Annotated in this window: 10 protein-coding genes; 4 read left to right on the top strand and 6 right to left on the bottom strand. The window is 74.1% G+C overall.

Annotated features, from left to right (window positions below; all coding sequences use genetic code 11):
* Positions 1-59: 59 nt before the first annotated feature.
* Both ACL02T_RS13140 and ACL02T_RS13135 read right to left on the bottom strand, forming a co-directional pair.
* Positions 60-1,223 carry a cytidylyltransferase domain-containing protein gene (locus ACL02T_RS13140; protein ID WP_412830962.1) on the bottom strand — a complete coding sequence of 388 codons (1,164 nt, stop codon included), beginning with the start codon at positions 1,221-1,223 and terminating at the stop codon, positions 60-62.
* The gene (locus ACL02T_RS13135; RefSeq protein WP_412830961.1) at positions 1,220-2,116 is read right to left on the bottom strand and encodes an N-acetylneuraminate synthase family protein; all 897 of its coding nucleotides are present in this window, start codon (positions 2,114-2,116) and stop codon (positions 1,220-1,222) included. Before ACL02T_RS13135 ends, ACL02T_RS13140 begins: the two co-directional genes overlap by 4 nt.
* 88 nt (positions 2,117-2,204) lie before the next feature.
* Between ACL02T_RS13135 and ACL02T_RS13130 the strand changes: the two genes are divergently transcribed.
* The 3 genes from ACL02T_RS13130 to ACL02T_RS13120 all read left to right on the top strand — a co-directional run bounded on the left by ACL02T_RS13130 (position 2,205) and on the right by ACL02T_RS13120 (position 5,439).
* Positions 2,205-2,867, top strand: a complete 663-nt coding sequence (locus ACL02T_RS13130) for a glycosyltransferase family 29 protein (protein ID WP_412830960.1) — start codon at positions 2,205-2,207, stop codon at positions 2,865-2,867.
* Complete coding sequence (locus tag ACL02T_RS13125; protein WP_412830959.1) at positions 2,864-3,343, top strand: hypothetical protein; 480 nt, start codon at positions 2,864-2,866, stop codon at positions 3,341-3,343. Before ACL02T_RS13130 ends, ACL02T_RS13125 begins: the two co-directional genes overlap by 4 nt.
* Positions 3,344-3,456: 113 nt before the next feature.
* Positions 3,457-5,439: a glycosyltransferase gene (locus ACL02T_RS13120; RefSeq protein ID WP_412830958.1), complete on the top strand. Its 1,983-nt coding sequence runs from the start codon at positions 3,457-3,459 to the stop codon at positions 5,437-5,439.
* A gap of 29 nt (positions 5,440-5,468) precedes the next feature.
* Here the strand turns inward: ACL02T_RS13120 and ACL02T_RS13115 are convergent, their stop codons facing one another.
* From ACL02T_RS13115 to ACL02T_RS13100, 4 genes are all read right to left on the bottom strand, one after another.
* A complete protein-coding gene (locus ACL02T_RS13115) occupies positions 5,469-6,125 on the bottom strand; it encodes a globin family protein (RefSeq protein WP_412830957.1) in 657 nt (218 codons plus the stop codon).
* A gap of 128 nt (positions 6,126-6,253) precedes the next feature.
* Positions 6,254-8,191 (bottom strand): glycosyltransferase, encoded by a 1,938-nt coding sequence (locus tag ACL02T_RS13110; RefSeq protein ID WP_412830956.1) that lies wholly within the window; start codon positions 8,189-8,191, stop codon positions 6,254-6,256.
* A 109-nt stretch (positions 8,192-8,300) separates the two neighbouring features.
* Positions 8,301-11,393 carry an arabinosyltransferase domain-containing protein gene (locus ACL02T_RS13105; RefSeq protein ID WP_412830955.1) on the bottom strand — a complete coding sequence of 1,031 codons (3,093 nt, stop codon included), beginning with the start codon at positions 11,391-11,393 and terminating at the stop codon, positions 8,301-8,303.
* Complete coding sequence (locus ACL02T_RS13100) at positions 11,356-14,547, bottom strand: arabinosyltransferase domain-containing protein (protein WP_412830954.1); 3,192 nt, start codon at positions 14,545-14,547, stop codon at positions 11,356-11,358. The genes ACL02T_RS13105 and ACL02T_RS13100 overlap by 38 nt, the downstream gene beginning before the upstream one ends.
* Before the next feature lie 217 nt (positions 14,548-14,764).
* Between ACL02T_RS13100 and ACL02T_RS13095 the strand changes: the two genes are divergently transcribed.
* The gene (locus ACL02T_RS13095) at positions 14,765-16,432 is read left to right on the top strand and encodes an acyltransferase family protein (RefSeq protein ID WP_412830953.1); all 1,668 of its coding nucleotides are present in this window, start codon (positions 14,765-14,767) and stop codon (positions 16,430-16,432) included.
* Positions 16,433-16,443: the final 11 nt, after the last annotated feature.

Genomic DNA, 16,443 nt, shown 5'->3' with positions numbered 1-16,443 from the left:
CAGGAGCCGAGGACCAGGAGACGGTGGGGAGGCGGCCCCGGGCCTCCGTACCGCCCGGTTCAACGAGGTCCGGCTCCGCGTCCGGCCAGGATCAGATCGGCGAACTCCCGGAAGGCCCCGGAACCACCGGCCACCCGCCCGTGCACGTCGGAGGCCGCTGCGGCGGCCGGCATGGCGTCGACCGGGCACCCGGCGAGCCCGACCCGTTCGAGCAGCGGGACGTCGTGGACGTCGTCGCCGATGAACGCGACGTCGTCGAGCTGCAGGTCCCACTTCCGGCAGAGCGCCCGGGCATCGGCGAGCTTGTCCCCCGAGCCCATCACGAGCGCATCGACGCGGAGCTTGTCGGCCCGTGCCTGGATCTGCGGCCCCGTCTCGCTGGTGATGATGCCGGTGAGCAGGCCTGCGCGGCGGAGCAGCTCGAAGCCCTTGCCGTCGCGCGCGCTGTAGGTCTTGGACTCGCTGCCGTCCGTCGAGTACGTCATCCCGTTGTCGGTCAGCACCCCGTCGACGTCCGTCAGCACCAGGCGGATGCGCGAGGTGTCGGGTGCCGGCCGCCGCCGGCGGAGCAGCGCGTCGACGACGGTGAGGTCGGCGGGTTCGTCGACCTCGGTGTAGCTCTCCTCGGCCATCTCGTGGAGGCCGATCCGGCCGCTGATCCGGACACCGGTCCGGCGCAGCGCGTCCGCGCCGGTCAGGTACAGCGCGCCGTTCTCGACGAGGTGGCCCTCCAGCTCCTGCCGCCGCGGGCGCGCCGCGGGGTCGTAGTCGGGCACGGCGCCCTCGGTGCCCCGCCGCCAGAGGAACCTGCGCTGCCGGACCACGGTCAGGACGCTGTCGAAGCCGGACCGCAGGAGCGCGTGGGCCGCGTCGATGTCGGCCGGGGTGAGCAGCGGACTCGTCGCCTGGACCAGGCCGATCTCGGTCAGGCCGGCGGCCTCGGGACGGTCGAGGACGTCGAGCAGGACGCTCTCGGTGCCGGCGACGTCCGTGGCCGTCGCCGGTGCCCGTTCGGGGAGGAGGACACGATCGCCCCAGGTGTCGGCGACGTGGCCGCGCATCCGGGGGTCGTCGGTCGACACGAGGACCCGGTCGACGGAGTGGGCGCCGAGCGCCGCGTCGACCGTCCAGTCGACGAGGGGGCGGCCGCCGACGGACCGCAGGTTCTTCCCGGGGACGCCCTTGCTCCCGGCCCGGACCGGGATGACCACGCCGAGGGTCACGGCCGCCACTTCAGCTTGTCGCGCTGGGTCTCCTCGATCGGGAGGACCTCGGCCGGCTTGAAGGTCAGGGCCTTGGCCACGTTGCGCAGGTCGCGGGTGAGGCGCCGCAGCCCGTCCGGTTCGAGCGAGGCGGCGTGGTCGGTGCCCTTGCTCGTGCGGTCGAGGGTGAAGTGCCGTTCCACGAACCGGGCCCCGAGCGTCAGGGCGGCGACGTCCGCGGCGATCCCGAGGTGGTGACCGGAGAAGGCGACGGCGTGCACGTCCCGACCGTAGGTCTCCTGCAGCCGGGTCACCTCGAGCAGACAGACGTCCTCGAACGGGACCGGGTATCCGGAGGTGCAGGCGTACAGCACCAGGTCCCGGAGCCGTCCGTGCCGGCGGAAGCGCTCCACGATCGCCTCCTCCTCGGCCCGTGTCGTCATGCCCAGCGAGACGTGCACGGTGCCGCCGAAGTCCGCGCAGAGCAGCTCCAGGAGCTCGGCGTTGGTGTTGGTCGCGGACGGGACCTTGAGGAAGGGGGGAGCGAGCCCGAGGATCTCCTTCGCCGAAGGGACGTCCCAGACGCTCGTGCTGTAGGCGACGCCGCACTCGCGCGCGAACTCGGCCAGCTCCGCGTGCTGCGCCAGGTCGAACTCGAGGAACTCGCGATGCTCGCCGTAGGTGGCGCCGAACGCGTGCATGACGTTCGGGTGCGGGGCGGCGTACTGCTCCGGCGTGAGCAGGGTGCGGGGGTGCCGCTTCTGGAACTTGACCGCGTCGACCTCGCAGAACTGCGCGGCGACCGAGATCATGCGCTTGGCGAGCGCGAGATCACCCGCGTGGTTGCAGCCGACCTCGGCGATCACGTAGGGCGCCGTGAGCGTGTCGGGATCACGATCGGCGGCTACCGTCATCGTCACGTCCTTCGTGGCGGGGAGCGGGGTCCCACCGTCGAGGGACCCGTGAAGGGACCGTCAGCTTACGTCCACTACTTTTCCGACCATGACGGCGAGCATCGCCCGGGCATCGGTCGACGGGCGTCAGGCGCTCCGGGACCTCGTCACGTCGTACGCGCGTCGGGAACCTCCGCGGAGCGTGGCCGTCGTGGGTAACGCGCCGGTGTCGGAGAGCGCGCCCCGCGCCCGCGAGATCGACGACAGCGACCTGGTCGTACGGATGACGAGCTTCGCCACGGACCGGCCCGGCGAGCACCGGCTGGGTACGCGGACGGACGTGGTCCTGGTGCACCGCGCCGTGCGGGCCGGTCCGGCCACGTTCGCCGACCACAGCTCGCGCCTCTACCTGCTCGTCGAGCCCGGCCGGTTGTACTGGGAGCGCGAGGACCGTCCTGCGTGGTGGCCGGGCTCCCCGATCTCCGTCTCCAACCGCGACTTCACCGTGCCGCTCAAGGAGCTCTTGGGCCTCGACCCCGCCGAGGCCTCCTGGCCCACCACGGGCACGCTCGCCGCCTACATGATGAGCGAGCTCTTCCCGGAGGCACGGACGAGGCTCTACGGGTTGTCGATCCTCGAGCGTCCGGACCAGTCCCGGTTCGAGCACTCGTGGGGCTCGGCCGTCCCGGTGACACCGGAGCACCGGCTGCACGCCGAGTCGGCGCTCCTGCGGGTCTGGCACGACAGCGGCAGGATCGAGGTGCGGAGGTGAACGGCGGGCCTCTGGTCAGGAGCGCCGCGCGCAGGGTCCTCGCCTACCCGTGGCGCCCGGTCTGGGCACGGTTGCGGCCGCGCATCGAGCAGGTGGTGGCGCTGGAGAGCCGCGTGCAGGACGAGCGGCTCCGCTACGCGATCGAGACGCTGCGCAACGAGGTCCGCGAGGAGTTCCGTGCGGACGACGGCCGGCTCGCCGCGGAGCTGCGGGCCCGGGTGGACGACCTAGCGCACCAGTTGGAGCTGCTGTCCGTCCACATGGTCGCCCTGGAGGAGCGGCTCGGGACGCTCGAACGTCGGCAGGTCGACCTGCACAGCACCGAACCCGAGCGTGCGGAGGCGAGGTCGTTGGTGGAGGAGGTGCGCACCGAGCACCGGCGGGCCAGTTCGAAGCTCGCGGCGATCGCCTTCTACGAGGAGCGGATCTCGCGGCTGGAGGAGCTCACCGGATCGACGCGCGACCGGGCCTCGTGAGCCGGTCGTCCCACCGTCCCGTCACGGCGCTCCGCCGGCCCGAGTAGGGGGTGCTCCAGCCGTCCTGGCTACCCTCGCCGTTGCCCCACCGGTAGCGAGACACCGAGGACCGTGTGACGACCACCGCTGAGAAGCCCGCCTCCGCGCCCAGGCGCGAGGGGACCGCCGACACGCTGCTGCAGCGGATCATCCTGCCCCGCCCGGCGGACCCGCTGGCGGTCCGCGCGCTCTACGTCGACGAGCGGACCGGCACCACCCTGGCGCCGACCGAGCCGACGCCGGGGTCGCAGGAGAAGCCGATGACGCTCACGGTCTCGGCGAGCACCGGGCGGGCGCTGCGCGTGACCTCGCGGACCTCGGCCGTGCTGCCGGCGCAGAGCGAGGTGTCCTTCGGCGCCTACTTCAACGGCTTCGCCGCGGGCTACTGGCGCGCCTGGTCGACCCTCACCGACATCCGGCTGATGCTCTCGCTCGAGGGCTCTGGCCGGGTCGACGTCTACCGGTCGAAGGCGGACGGCTCGCACATCTACGTCACCGGGCAGCGGGTCGAGGGCCGCCACGAGCTGGACCTGCCGTTGGACCTGCGCCCGTTCGAGGACGGCGGCTGGTACTGGTTCGACCTCACCACCGACGACGGCGAGCTCGTCCTGCACGAGGGCGGCTGGCACGCGCCGTCGGCCGCCCCCGGCCGCGCGGCCGTCACGATCGGCATGCCGACCTTCAACCGGCCGGCGGACTGCGTCGCGACCCTCACCGCGATCGGCGAGGACCCGGCCGTGCTCGCGGCCGTGACCGCGGTGATCCTGCCGGACCAGGGCACGCAGAAGGTCCGGGACCAGGCCGGCTACGAGCAGGCCGCGTCGGTGCTCGGCGACCGTCTGCGGGTCATCGACCAGGCGAACCTCGGCGGCTCCGGCGGTTACGCGCGGGTGATGTACGAGGCGCTCGGGTCCACGGACTGCGAGCAGATCCTGTTCATGGACGACGACATCCTGCTCGAGCCGGACTCGATCCTCCGGGCCGTCGCGTTCTCCCGGTTCGCCCGCGAGCCGATGCTGGTCGGCGGGCAGATGCTGTCCCTGCAGGCCCGCTCGCAGCTGTCGACGATGGGTGAGGTCGTCGACCGCAACACCTTCATGTGGCGGGTCGCGCCGGACACCCACCCGCACCACGACCTGGCCGAGCGGACCCTGCGGCAGACCCCGTGGCTGCACCGTCGCGTCGACGTCGACTACAACGCCTGGTGGATGTGCCTGATCCCGCGCGCCGTCGCCGAGGACCTGGGCCTGCCGCTGCCGCTGTTCATCAAGTGGGACGACGCCGAGTACGGCCTGCGTGCCCGCGGCCGCGGTTACCGCACGGCGACCGTGCCGGGCGTCGCGATCTGGCACATGTCCTTCATCGAGAAGGACGACTCCAGCGACTGGCAGGCCTACTTCCACTACCGCAACCGCTACGTCGCGGCGGCGCTGCACGGGCCGGACTCGCCGAAGGCGTTGCTGCAGGAGTCGTTCAAGCGCACCCTGCGGCACCTGATGCTCATGGAGTACTCGGCCGTCGCGCTGCAGATCAAGGGGCTCAGGGACTTCCTGGCCGGTCCCGAGGCGCTGTTCGCGAAGCTCCCGGTGGTGCTCGGCGAGATCCGGGCCGAGCGCGCGGAGTACGACGACGGGCGCCCGCTGCAGTCCGCAACCGAGGTGCCGCTGTCGACCCTCGACGCCCTGGGCGCCCAGCTGTTCCCGGAGCCTCCGATCGGCAAGGTGAAGGTGGGCCTCGGCCTCGCGAAGGGCGTGCTGCGCAACCTCCGGACGCCGAACGCGGCGCACGCCGAGGTGCCGCAGCGCAACGTGCCGTGGAAGCAGGCCCAGTGGTTCGTGCTGGCCGGGCTGGACTCCGCCACCGTCTCGACGCCCGACGGTCGCGGGGTCACCTTCCGCCGCCGCGACCCGCAGCTGTTCCGGCGGATGGTGAAGGAGTCCTTCGAGCTCCACCGCGAGGTCGCCCGGCAGTGGCCGCTGCTGCGCACCCGCTACACCGACGCGCTCGCCTGGCTGACCAGCCGGCAGGCGTGGTCGGAGGAGATCTTCGACCGCTGACCTTCCCGACCCGACGCCAACCGCAGCCCTCAGGAGCGAGAACCGGTCTCCGAGGGCTCAGGCCGGGCGATCACCTCACGCAGGGGCGCGACGGTGACGGCCAGCTGGCTCAGCGCGGTCTTCGGCGCCCCGTGCTCCGCGAGGACCCCGAGCAGGCTCTCGATGGCGGCGTCGTAGACCGCGGGTGTGATGGCGCGGCCCCGCGAGTCGGTGACGGGCAGGTGCGCCTCCTGCAGCCGGCGGACCGTGCCTTCGGTCAGGCCGCTGCCGGTGAGCACCAGGAGAGCACGGACGAAGTGCTGCTGCAGCCGGACCATGTCCGTGCCGCTGAAGTAGTCGGCGATCTCGGGGACGGCGGCCGCCCGGGCGTAGAACGTGGCGACCACCGAGGGCCACACCTGGTCGCCGCTCAACGAGTAGTGCACGAGCCAGTCCCGCAGCGGCAGGTCGTCGACCATGGGCGGCGGCGCCAGGACCCGGCGGTCCGGGTGCAGGTAGGGCTCCGGCTCGGCGGGGGGACGCTGGGCCGGGACGAACGCCGCCCCCGGTGCCTCCGGCCGCGGAGCCGGCGGATCCTGCGTACCGACCCGGGCGGGCTCCCGCCGATCTTTCAGGAACAGTGCGCCGCCGGCCGCGAGGGCGGCCACGACCAGGACGACAAGGACCACGACGGCCCAGAACGGCATCGAGCACTCCGAGAAGCGAACGCGACTCCGGCCCCGAACCTCGAGACCGTCGGGCCGACACTGTCCGTCCGGCCACCTCCACTATCACTTGTCCGGGTGATGACTCGTGGCGTTGTGTGACGCTCGTGTCACGAGTTGACGCTCACGTCGCCGTCGTCGGTCAGCCCGTACAACCGCGTCCAGTTCTCCCGGCTCGTCAGCTCCGGCACCGCGGCGCGGTAGCGCTCGGCCACCGCCGGGCCCTCGGTGTGCAGCCGGCGCATCGCCTGCAGGCCGCGGCGGGCCAGCGCGATCAGCTTGGCCTTGTCCCGCTGCCGGATGCGGACGCCCTGCTCGCCCATGTCCGTGACGACGGCCCGCTCGAACAGCCCGACGTGCCACCAGTGCGCGTCCCCGGCGGGGATGAGGCCCATCGGGTACGGCGCCTTGCCGAGCAGCTGGTAGACGGCGCGCTTGATCCAGGTGAGGCTCTCGTTGCTGGGCTCACCGCCGGCGCGCTGCACGGTGAGGGCGCGGAAGTCCTCGGGCAGGTCGGTGAGCTTGTGGACCGTGGTCTCGGGGTAGTCCGCGCGGACCCGGCGGATGCGGGCCGCGGACCCGGCCGAGCCGTCCCGCAGGATCTCCGGGCCCTCGAGGAAGTCCTCCACGGCCTGCAGCAGCGTGGCCGACAGCCCGTAGTGCATGCCGATCAGGTACACCGACAGCAGGTGCCGGACCCGGGCGACGATCGTCTTCGTGGAGAAGCCGGTGTGCAGCGCCGCCATGATCAACCCGTTGCGCAGGTTGAAGTAGCGGTGCCACTCGTCCCAGTCCTTCCAGCCGAAGTCGCCGTGCCACACGCCGGCGCCGGGGAGGGAGACGGTCGGGAAGCCGGCCGCGCGGGCGCGGTAGCCGAACTCGACGTCGTCCCACTGGAAGAAGATCGGCAGCGGGTAGCCGATCCGGCGGACGATCTCGGCCGGGATCAGGCAGGACCACCAGCCGTTGTACTCGGTGTCGGTGCGCCGTTCCTGGTTGATGGGGAGCAGCCGCTCGTCGAGGCCGAGGAGGTACGCCTCCCTCAGCGAGCCGGGCGTGGGCAGGCCGTTGACCAGGTTCTCGGGGTCGGCCCGCTCGCCGGAGATGTGCAGGTGCGCCGGGTGGAGCAGGTTCAGCATCTGCCCGCCGACGATCGCCGGCTGCGGCGTGCAGGCCGCGAACGAGGTCAACCGGATCAGGATCTCGGGCTCGAGCATCACGTCGTCGTCCATGAGCAGGACGTCGTGGTGCTCCTCCGGTGCGCCGGCGGTGGCCTCGTAGAGGCCCCGGGTGAACCCGCCCGCGCCGCCGAGGTTGGGCTGGCGCAGGTAGACGAGCTTGTCGCCCAGCGCCTTCGACACGGCCGCGAACCGGTCCCGCGACGCCAGCGGGTCGCTGCCCTGGTCCACCACCCGGACCGTGCCGACCACGGCGAGGGCCTCGGGGTCGTCGGCGAGGGCCTGCATCGTGTCGAGGCACTCCTCGACCCGGTTGTAGGTGCAGATCACGATGTCGGTCGGCGGCACCGGCCGCGGGGCGAGGACGCTCCAGCGCACCTCCGACACGGTGAGCTCGCCGGTCTCGGTGGTGATCTCCAGCCACATCCCGCCGCCGTCGAGGAAGCGGTCGATCGGGCCCGACAGCCGGATCTCCCGCGTCTCGGGACCGGCGGCGGTGCCGACGTCGACCGCGTCGACGATCCGGGAGACCTTGTTGGTGTCCGAGGCGAACAGCCGGACCCGGCCCTCGCCCGCGGCGACCGCCGTGACCTCCACCCGGTCGACGGTCGTCCAGCGCTGCCAGTAGGTGGCGTGGAGCCGACCGAAGTAGGTGTTGGTGTGGACCCGGGTGCCCGGGGTGAGGCGGACCCGGCCGCGCTCCCGGCGCGCCACGCCCTTCTCGACCACCGAGTAGAGGTCCTCGGGCGCCAGCGCGGAGGGACCGAAGAAGAGCCCGCGCTGCGCGGTCAGCCGCACCGGGCCTTCCGCGCGACGCTCCGGGGACGCCGGGGCGGCCAGGGGTTCGTCCGGCGTCTCTGTGCGAAGCATGGGTGCGGCTCAGTCCTCCGGTGCGGGGTCGGACCGGCGGGGCCGGGCCGAAGGGCGTCGGTCGCCCCATTGTGGGGTATGACCTGCCTCGCAGGCGGGTGGGCGCGCCTCAGCCGACGGGATCGAGGCCGGGGACACGGGTACGCCCGGTGTGCACCCACCCACCGACCGTGCGCTCCGTGACCTGCGGCGTCGCGCCGGCGAGGGGCCGGATGGGCACCCAGCGGTAGACCTGGGCGGCGTCGCGGGTCGGGTCGCCGGCGAGATAGGTCGCCATCCGCTGCTCGACCACGAGCGTGCGGGCTGCGGCGAACGGTCCCCCGTAGTCCGGTGCGTAGGTGATCACGGCCGAATCGTCGGCCTGCGACGGGGCGACCCGCCACTGCGGGAGCACCGTGGTGCCCAGCGGCAGTGGTGCCGGGCTGAGGCACGGGAAGACGAAGGCGACGGGCCAGTCGAGGATCGCCTCGGTCTCGGCCGGCAGGACTTCGGTCATCGGCGTGAGCCGCGGGACCCGGGGCAGGGTGGCGACGGCCGGGATGTCGGCCGGCTCCCGGACGTCGACGACGAGCCGGACCCGCGTCGCGCCGTCGGGGGCGAGCAGCCGGACGTCCCGCGGGACCTTCCCGTCGGGCTCCAGCGCGGCGCGCTCGAGCGGCTCCCCGTCGTCGCCCGCGAACTCGGCGGCGAGGGTGTCGCCCGGTCGCAGCGCACCCGCGACCGTCACGACCACCGGGAGCCCGCGCGTCCGCTGCACCGGGTCGAGGACGAACCACGCCGTGTCGCCGGTCCCGGCCGCGCGGATCCCCGGCAGCTCGGTGCCGCCCGCGTCGACCGGCTCCGGCGGCAGCGCCGACGGTCCGGGCAGGGCGGGCAGCAGCCCGGCTGCCGGGTCGGTCTCGACGGACAACCGCTCCTGCAGCCCGCACGGTGCGTCGCGGGCGGTGGACACGGTGTCGGACAGGAGCGTGTAGCTGTCGCGGTGCTGCCAGCCGGTGCGCGCGAACGACCCGACCTGCAGCAGGATCACCGCCGTGAGCAGCGCGGTCGTGACGGCGGCCGGGCTGGGGAGCCACCGCGGCGGCCGCCCGTTCCGGCCGCCCGAGCGCTGCCAGGCGAGCACGAGCAGCGCCACGGCGACGACGACGAGTCCCACCACCAGCCAGACCGGCGCGAGCTCGACCCCCGCGACGAACGGCGGGAGCGTGCTCCAGGTCAGGCCCCACCAGTTGGAGACGAAGGGCCACACGTTCCGTCCCGCGAGCACCAGCGACCCGACGACGGCGAGCGCGCCGAGCCCGGCGAGCCACGGCGCCGTCCGCCCGGCCAGGGCCCGGCGCCCGACCGCGACGATCCCGACCAGCAGCACCGCCGCGCCGATCCCGGCGAGGTCACCGAAGTGCTGGGTCCACTTCGTGGGCGTGGCGGTCATCGACGCGAGCCCGAGCAGGAACACGACCGCGATCCGGCGCGTCGGCCCGGCCGGGATTTGGCGCCCGGCGGCCGCCCACAGCGCCGCCACCGCCGCGAGGATCGTCAGTAGCACCGGTGCCCGTTTCGCGAGCGAGCCCTGCATGTCGTCCTGCGTGAGCAGCAGCGCGTACCGGTCGTACTCCTCGTACCAGGGTTGCCCGCCGCCGATCAGGGTGCGCACCCGGGTGGCTTCGAGCATCGCCGCCAGGCTCTGGTCGGACACCATGAGGAAGACCGCGGCGGCCGGGCCGGCGAGCAGCACGAGCGCGAGCGGCACCGGCCCGAGCCCGCTGCGGCGCAGCGTCCGCAGCACCGGCACCAGGCCGGCGACCACGGGCGCGAAGGCCATCAGCCCGCCCGGCGTCACCGCCGTCGTCACCCCCGCGGCCAGCAGGGCCAGGACCAGCGGGGTCACCCGCCGCAGCGCGATCGCCCGTTCCACGCCCACGAAGACCAGCACCGTGCCGACGGCGACCCACGGCTCGGGCCGCAGGCCGAGCGTGTAGGGCAGCCACCAGGCGAGGAACGTGAGCGCGGAGAGCCAGGCGACGCCGCGGCCGGCCCGCGGCAGCAGCCGGGGCACCACGCAGCGGGACAGCAGCGTCCACGTGACCAGGCCGAGCAGGATCGACGGCAGCCGCATCCAGACCGTCGACGCCGAGACCTGCGACCAGGCGTAGTAGAGGTCGTAGAACCAGCTGAAGGGCGCCTCGGGGGCGTTGAGCCAGCGGTAGACGTTGCCCACGAAGCCGCTGCTGCCGCGGTCCCGGACGATGCCGGCGATGTAGCCGTCGTCGACGGTCACCGGCCCGGACACCCACCAGACCGCGAGCACGGCGGTCACGGCGAGGTCGGGGAGCCGGGGCCGCCACCAGCGGAGGGGCAGCACCCGGACCGCGCGGCGCCGCTCGCCGCAGGCCAGCACCACGACCATCGCGACCAGCGCCAGCGCTCCGACGACGGCGATCGCGGCCTTGCCCGGGGTGATCGTGGTCTGGAAGCGGGTGTCGGCGGTCAGCTGCAGCCGCAGGCCGGAGGGGTCGGGGGCGTCGGTGAGGGCCGCGGCGACGGCAGGCCGCAGGTCGCCGGGGCGGGAGACGATGGGCGCGCCGTCGAGCAGCAGCGTGGTGGCCGTGGTGTCGCTGCGGAACTCGACGGTGCAGTCGCCCGCGGGCAGGGGCAGCGGGTCGAGCCCGACGCCGGCGGTGGTCACGCGGAGCGAGCCGGCGGCGACCTCCATCCGCAGGCCGTCGAGCGGGGTCGCGCGGGGGTCCGGTGCGGCAGGGGTGGTCGCGAGGAGCGTGCCCTCGCCCAGCGCGCGGGCGGCGTCGCACGTGGCCCTGGCCGTGAGGGAGACGGGCTGGTAAGGCATCAGCGGCAGTGCGGTGGGGACCGCGCCCGGGCCGCCCCAGTCGTAGCGGGCCTCGGGCTGCACCACCGGCGCGAACGGGAAGGCGACCGCGCACGCCAGCACGACGAGCCCGAGCAGGGCGGCGAGGACCCCGGGCCGCCGCGGCGGGGCGACGGACGCCGCAGGGTCCTCCCGCGTCGCGTCGGGCGCGGGGCGCGCGGGGGAGACCACGCGGCCACCCTGCCAGCCCGCTCGTGAGCCACCGTGCCCCGACCCGCCGTCGGTCACGGTCGCCGAGCCGTCGGTCCGGGCGCGCAGCCCGCCCGGCGGATGCCCGGACTCACGGTCGGTCCAGGGGCGGGTCCGCGGGGGCCTCACCCATCTCGCCCACCTGCTGCCAGCCCCACGTCGTGCGGGTGCCCCGCTCGACGTCCGGGCCGCCCGGGGTGGGCGACCACGGCTCGAGCATCCGCAGCTGGCCCCAGTCGAAGTCCCACCGCCCCTGCAGGTAGGTCGGCAGCACGCGCTGCTGCGCCACCTGGTCGACCCACGCCTGGGGCCCACCCGTGGACGGGAAGCCCCAGTTGTCGCCGACCTCGCGCTGCTGGGTGTCGGCCAGGATGCGGTAGCCCGGCAGCTCGGCGACGCCCCGGTGCACCCCGAAGGGCCGCAGGCACGGGCTGGGGAAGGCGGTGGGCCAGTCGGTGTACCCGGCCGTCCCCGCGGTCACCGTGGTGAGCGGGGTCAGCTGCGGCACCCGCGGCTCGGCGACGGCGATCCAGCCGTCCTGGCCGAGGGCGCGGTCCGTCACGACGACCCGCACGGCGTCCGCGGTGGCGGCCGCTCCGTCGAGGGCCAGCCGGACGTCCCGCCAGCCCAGCCCGGACGCGGCCGTGCCCTTCGGGTCGGCGGTGGCCGTCACGGTGCCGGACGCGCCGTCCGGCGAGATCCGGTCGACGACCCGGTCGCCCCGCGCGAACTCCAGGGTCAGCGAGGTCCCGCCGCCGACCTGCCCGGCGATGCCGAGGACCAGCGGGGCGGAGCCGTCCCGGGCGGCGGGGGGCAGGGCGTACCAGCCGCTGAGGTGGTCGCCGACGGCCTGCTGGTCCGGGCTCCAACTGCCGGTCACCCGGCCGCCGTGCGGGCCGGTGCCGGTGACGCCGGGGTCGTGGTTGCCCTGGCCGTCCGTGTCGCGGTACGAGCCGGGTCCGCTCGGCGGGACGCCGTCGGGCACGAACCCGACCGTCTCCGGCGGACCGTCCGGCCCGCCCGCCGGTGGGAGCAGCCCGGCCTCGGGGTCGGTCTCCACGAGCACCCGGCCGGCGAGCCCGCAGCGCGACCCGGTCGGATCCCCGACGATGTCCGCGGCCAGGGAGTAGCTGCCCCACTGCTTCTGCACGCCCTTCGCGAGCGAGGCGATCTGGAACAGCACGATCAGCGCGCAGATCGCGGCGATCGGCGCGTTGTTCAGCCGGGGGCCCCGGCTGCCGGCGGACAGCGGCCGCGGGATCGCCGGGCCGCGCAGGTGCTCGGCCAGCGCGTAGAGCAGCACGAGCGCCGCCGCGAGCAGCAGCAGGGAGGTGGCCGAGATCCCGTTCACCGACGGCGGCTTGTCGAACCACGGCACGCCCCAGTTCGACACGTACCACCAGGTGTTGGGGCCGGCGAAGGCGAGCGCGGTGACGCCGAGCAGGGCCGCGACGAGCAGCGCCTGGTTGCGCCGGGACCGCAGCACGCTCGTGCCCGTGGCCAGGGCGGCGATCGCGGCCATCCCGGCGCCGAGTGCGGCGAAGGCGCCGAAGTGGTGCGTCCACTTGGTCGGGGTCAGCGCCAGCACGACGAACGCGAGCAGGCTGCTGCCGATCACCCGCCGGGACACGCCCAGCGCGGCCCCGGGGATCCGGCCGCGGCGCAGCAGCACGGCGATGCTGACGCCGAGGCACAGCAGGAGCAGCAGCACCGGAAAGCGCCGCACGAGCGAGCCGTCGCGGCTGTTGGAGAACAGCAGGTCGTAGCGGGAGAGCTCCTCGTACCAGGGCTGGTTCGGGCCGATCTCGGTGCGGACCCGGGTGGCCTCGGCGACGGAGGCCCAGGTCTGGTCGTCGAACACCGCGACCAGCACGATCACACCGGCGGCCAGCAGCGGCAGCAGGACGACCGCCCACCCCGCCCTGCGGGCCCGCTTCGCGAGCAGGCGCAGCAGCGGGCGGGCCGCGGCGAGCAGCGGGGCGAAGGCGATCAGCCCGGTCGGCGTCGCCGCCACGGCGAAGGCGCCGGAGACCAGGGCGCCCGCGATCGGCAGCAGCCGCTGGGTGACCAGGGCGCGCTCGAGCAGCACCAGGGACAGCAGCGCCGCGATCACCACGACCGGCTCGGGGCGCAGGCCGTTGTCGAAGGGGATCCAGAAGCAGAGGAAGACGCCGGCCGCGGCCCACCCGACCGAACGGCTGCGGCGCACCCGGGTACCGAGCCGGGGCAGCAGCGCGCGGCTGATCAGGAACCACGACGCGACGCCCATCCCGAAGGCCGGGATCCGCAACCACAGGACCGCGTCGCTGAGCTCGATCCACTTCGAGTACAGCTCGTAGAACCAGCCGAACGGCGCCTCCGGGACGTCGTACCAGCGGTAGTAGTTCCCGACGTAGCCGGAGGTCCAGGCGCCGCGGGCGATGTTGAGGATGTAGCCGTCGTCCGGCGTCATGCTGCCGAAGACGGTCGACCCGCCCAGCAGCACGACCACCGCGGAGTCGCGCACCCAGTCGTGCCCGCGCAGGCGGCCCGACAGCCGGCCGATCGGCGCGAGCCGGCGCCCGTCCCGGTCGTCGAGCCGGCGCAGGACCAGCAGGCAGCCGAGCAGGGCGACGACCGCGAGCGCACCGGCCGCCACCTTCGGTCCCGACGGGGCGCTGTCGAACCGGTTGTCGGTGACGAACCGGATCTCCGTGCCGGCCACCGGGTCGAGGGCCTGGTCGAGGTCGGACCAGATGCCGACGACCTGGGGCCTGCGGTCGTCGTCGAACCCGGCGAGCTCCCGGCCACCGAACGTGACGACCGTGCTCGCCCAGTCGGAGCCGACGATGAGCGTGCAGTCGCCCGCTCCGAGGTCGGCCTCGGCGATCCGCTGCCCGCGGTCGTCGACGGCGAGCCGGCCCCCGTCGACGCCGACCCGCAGACCCACCGCGGCGCCGTCGGGAGCTCCGGGGGCGACGGTGGTGAAGACGGTGGCCGCCCGGGGGGTCCGGGCGTCGAGGCTGCGGACGGCGGCGCAGGAGACGGTCGCGTCGAAGCTCTCCGGGCGCAGGGCGACGAGCGGAGCGCTCACGGGAGCGGTGCCCCCGCCGGCCGTCGGCCAGCTCAGCTCGACGGTGTTCTGCGCGACCGGCAGGAACGGGACGGCGAGGGACAGCACGGCCGACAGCAGGCCGAGGACGGCGGCGAGCAGTCGCAGACCGGGACGGTGGCGCGGGGGAGCGGAGTCACGCCGGGAGGGGGAGCTGCGGCGCGCCTCGTCCACCGTGTCGGTGGTCAGCACGACGCCCGAGGCTAGCTCCCGGCCCCTCGCGTCGTGCCACCCGTCCTCCCGGCCCCTGGGGCACACTGGGAGTCGGGTCGTCATCCGGTTCGGGCATCAAGAACGACACCGATGTAGTTCACGGGCCGTTCGAACACTCTGCGTAACGCATTGGGCCGTTCGGGCGCTCCGTGGGGGACACCCGTGACGGCTACTCGGGGGCATCGTTGTGGCCGATGTGACCACGACCGCCGAGCACGCCCCCGTGTCGGACACGGGCCAGGTTTCCGGATCCACCGGCTCCGGGCGCGTCGAGCTGCGTGCGCTGACCGGACTCCGTGCCGCCGCGGCGGCCTGGGTCGTGCTCTTTCACTTCCACTTCACGGCGCTGCCCGGCGTGGAGTGGGTCAACGGGGTGCTCGGGCCCCTGATCACGCAGGGGGCGCTCGGCGTCGACCTGTTCTTCGTGCTCAGCGGGTTCGTGATCGCCTACACCTACCTCGAGCAGCTCGGCCCGCGACTGAGCGCAGGGAGCACCGGGCGGTTCGTCTGGGCGCGGGCCTGCCGGATCTGGCCGGCCTACGCCCTCGTGCTCCACATGTTCGGGATCTGGCTCGTGGCCCGGGCGGTCTACGGGAGCGACCCCGACATCGCCTTCCAGGCCGTGCAACCCGTCCTGAGCCCCGGCGAGTGGCTGCAGCAGGTCGTGATGGTGCAGATGTGGGGCGACCCGTACCTCGACGGCGCCTCCTGGGTGGGCCCGACGTGGTCGATCAGCGCCGAGTGGCTCGCCTACCTGCTGTTCCCCCTGCTCGCGGTGGTGTTCCACCGGATGCGCGACCTGCCGGTCGGGGTGCTGGCCGCCGGTGCGCTCGCGCTGATGACGCCGATCGCCGCGGCCTACCTGACCACCGGCAGCCCGTACTACCCGTGGAGCTGGCTCGTCCGGGTCCTGTGCGGGTTCGGGGCGGGCATCCTGACCTACCTCGTGGTGCGACGGCTGCGCCACCGGCCCGACCTCGGCCGCGCGGCCTCGGCGGTCGCGACCGCCACCCCGGTGCTGATCGCCGTCGGCCTGCTCGCCGGCGAGCTCGTCGCCCCCGGCCGCGGCGGCGCAGTCCTGGTGCTGTTCCCGGTGCTGGTCGGCGCGCTGGCCCTGGCGGACCGGGGTCCGGCGTGCTGGCTGGCGCGGCCGGCCATGGTGCACGGCGGCCGGATCTCCTACGCGCTCTACCTGATCCACATCCCGATGTTCGAGGTCTACTGGCTCGGGCTGCGCCGCTACGGCGGCTTCGGGGGCAGCACGCTCCTCGCCGCCGACGGCGCGCTCGCACACGTCCTCGGCCTCGCCGTGCTGGGCGCCACGGTGCCCGCGGCGCACCTCCTCTACCGATGGGTGGAGGAGCCGGCGCGGACGGCGATGAAGGAACTGCCGGCGCAGTGGACGCAGCGGCTGGTCCCGTACCGGGCCCGGGTGCCCCTGGCCCTCGTTCGGTTCGTCCCGGCGGGCCCGGCCATGGTGCTGCCCGTCCCGGCGGCACCGGTGCCGCGGCGGGCGGAGGAACGCGGACCCGCGCGCGTCGGAGGTGCGCCCGCCCTCGCCGTGCCCGTGGCGCGACCGGCGCCCGACGCCCCCGCCTCGCTCGCGTCCGAGCCCGTGCCGCCGGTCGGGGCGCGACGAGTGACCGACGATCCTGCTGAACGCGACGCCGTGGAGGTGGCCGCCATGTCCGTCCCGTCCGCTCCGCCGACCGCGCCGCTGCCCACCGTGCCGGCCTTCGACCGGCCTCCGATGGGGATCCCCATCGACACCGATGCTGCCCGGCGCGACCCTTCGACCGCTGCGCTGCCGGTCGTCGCCATCGAGCCCGAGGTCGCGATCGGCCTGAGCGGAGCCGGGTCCTGACCCGAGCGCCC

The sequence above is a fragment of the Pseudonocardia oceanicola genome (genome assembly GCF_047200735.1).
Classification (GTDB): domain Bacteria; phylum Actinomycetota; class Actinomycetes; order Mycobacteriales; family Pseudonocardiaceae; genus Pseudonocardia.
This window is presented reverse-complemented; position numbering and strand designations above follow the sequence as displayed.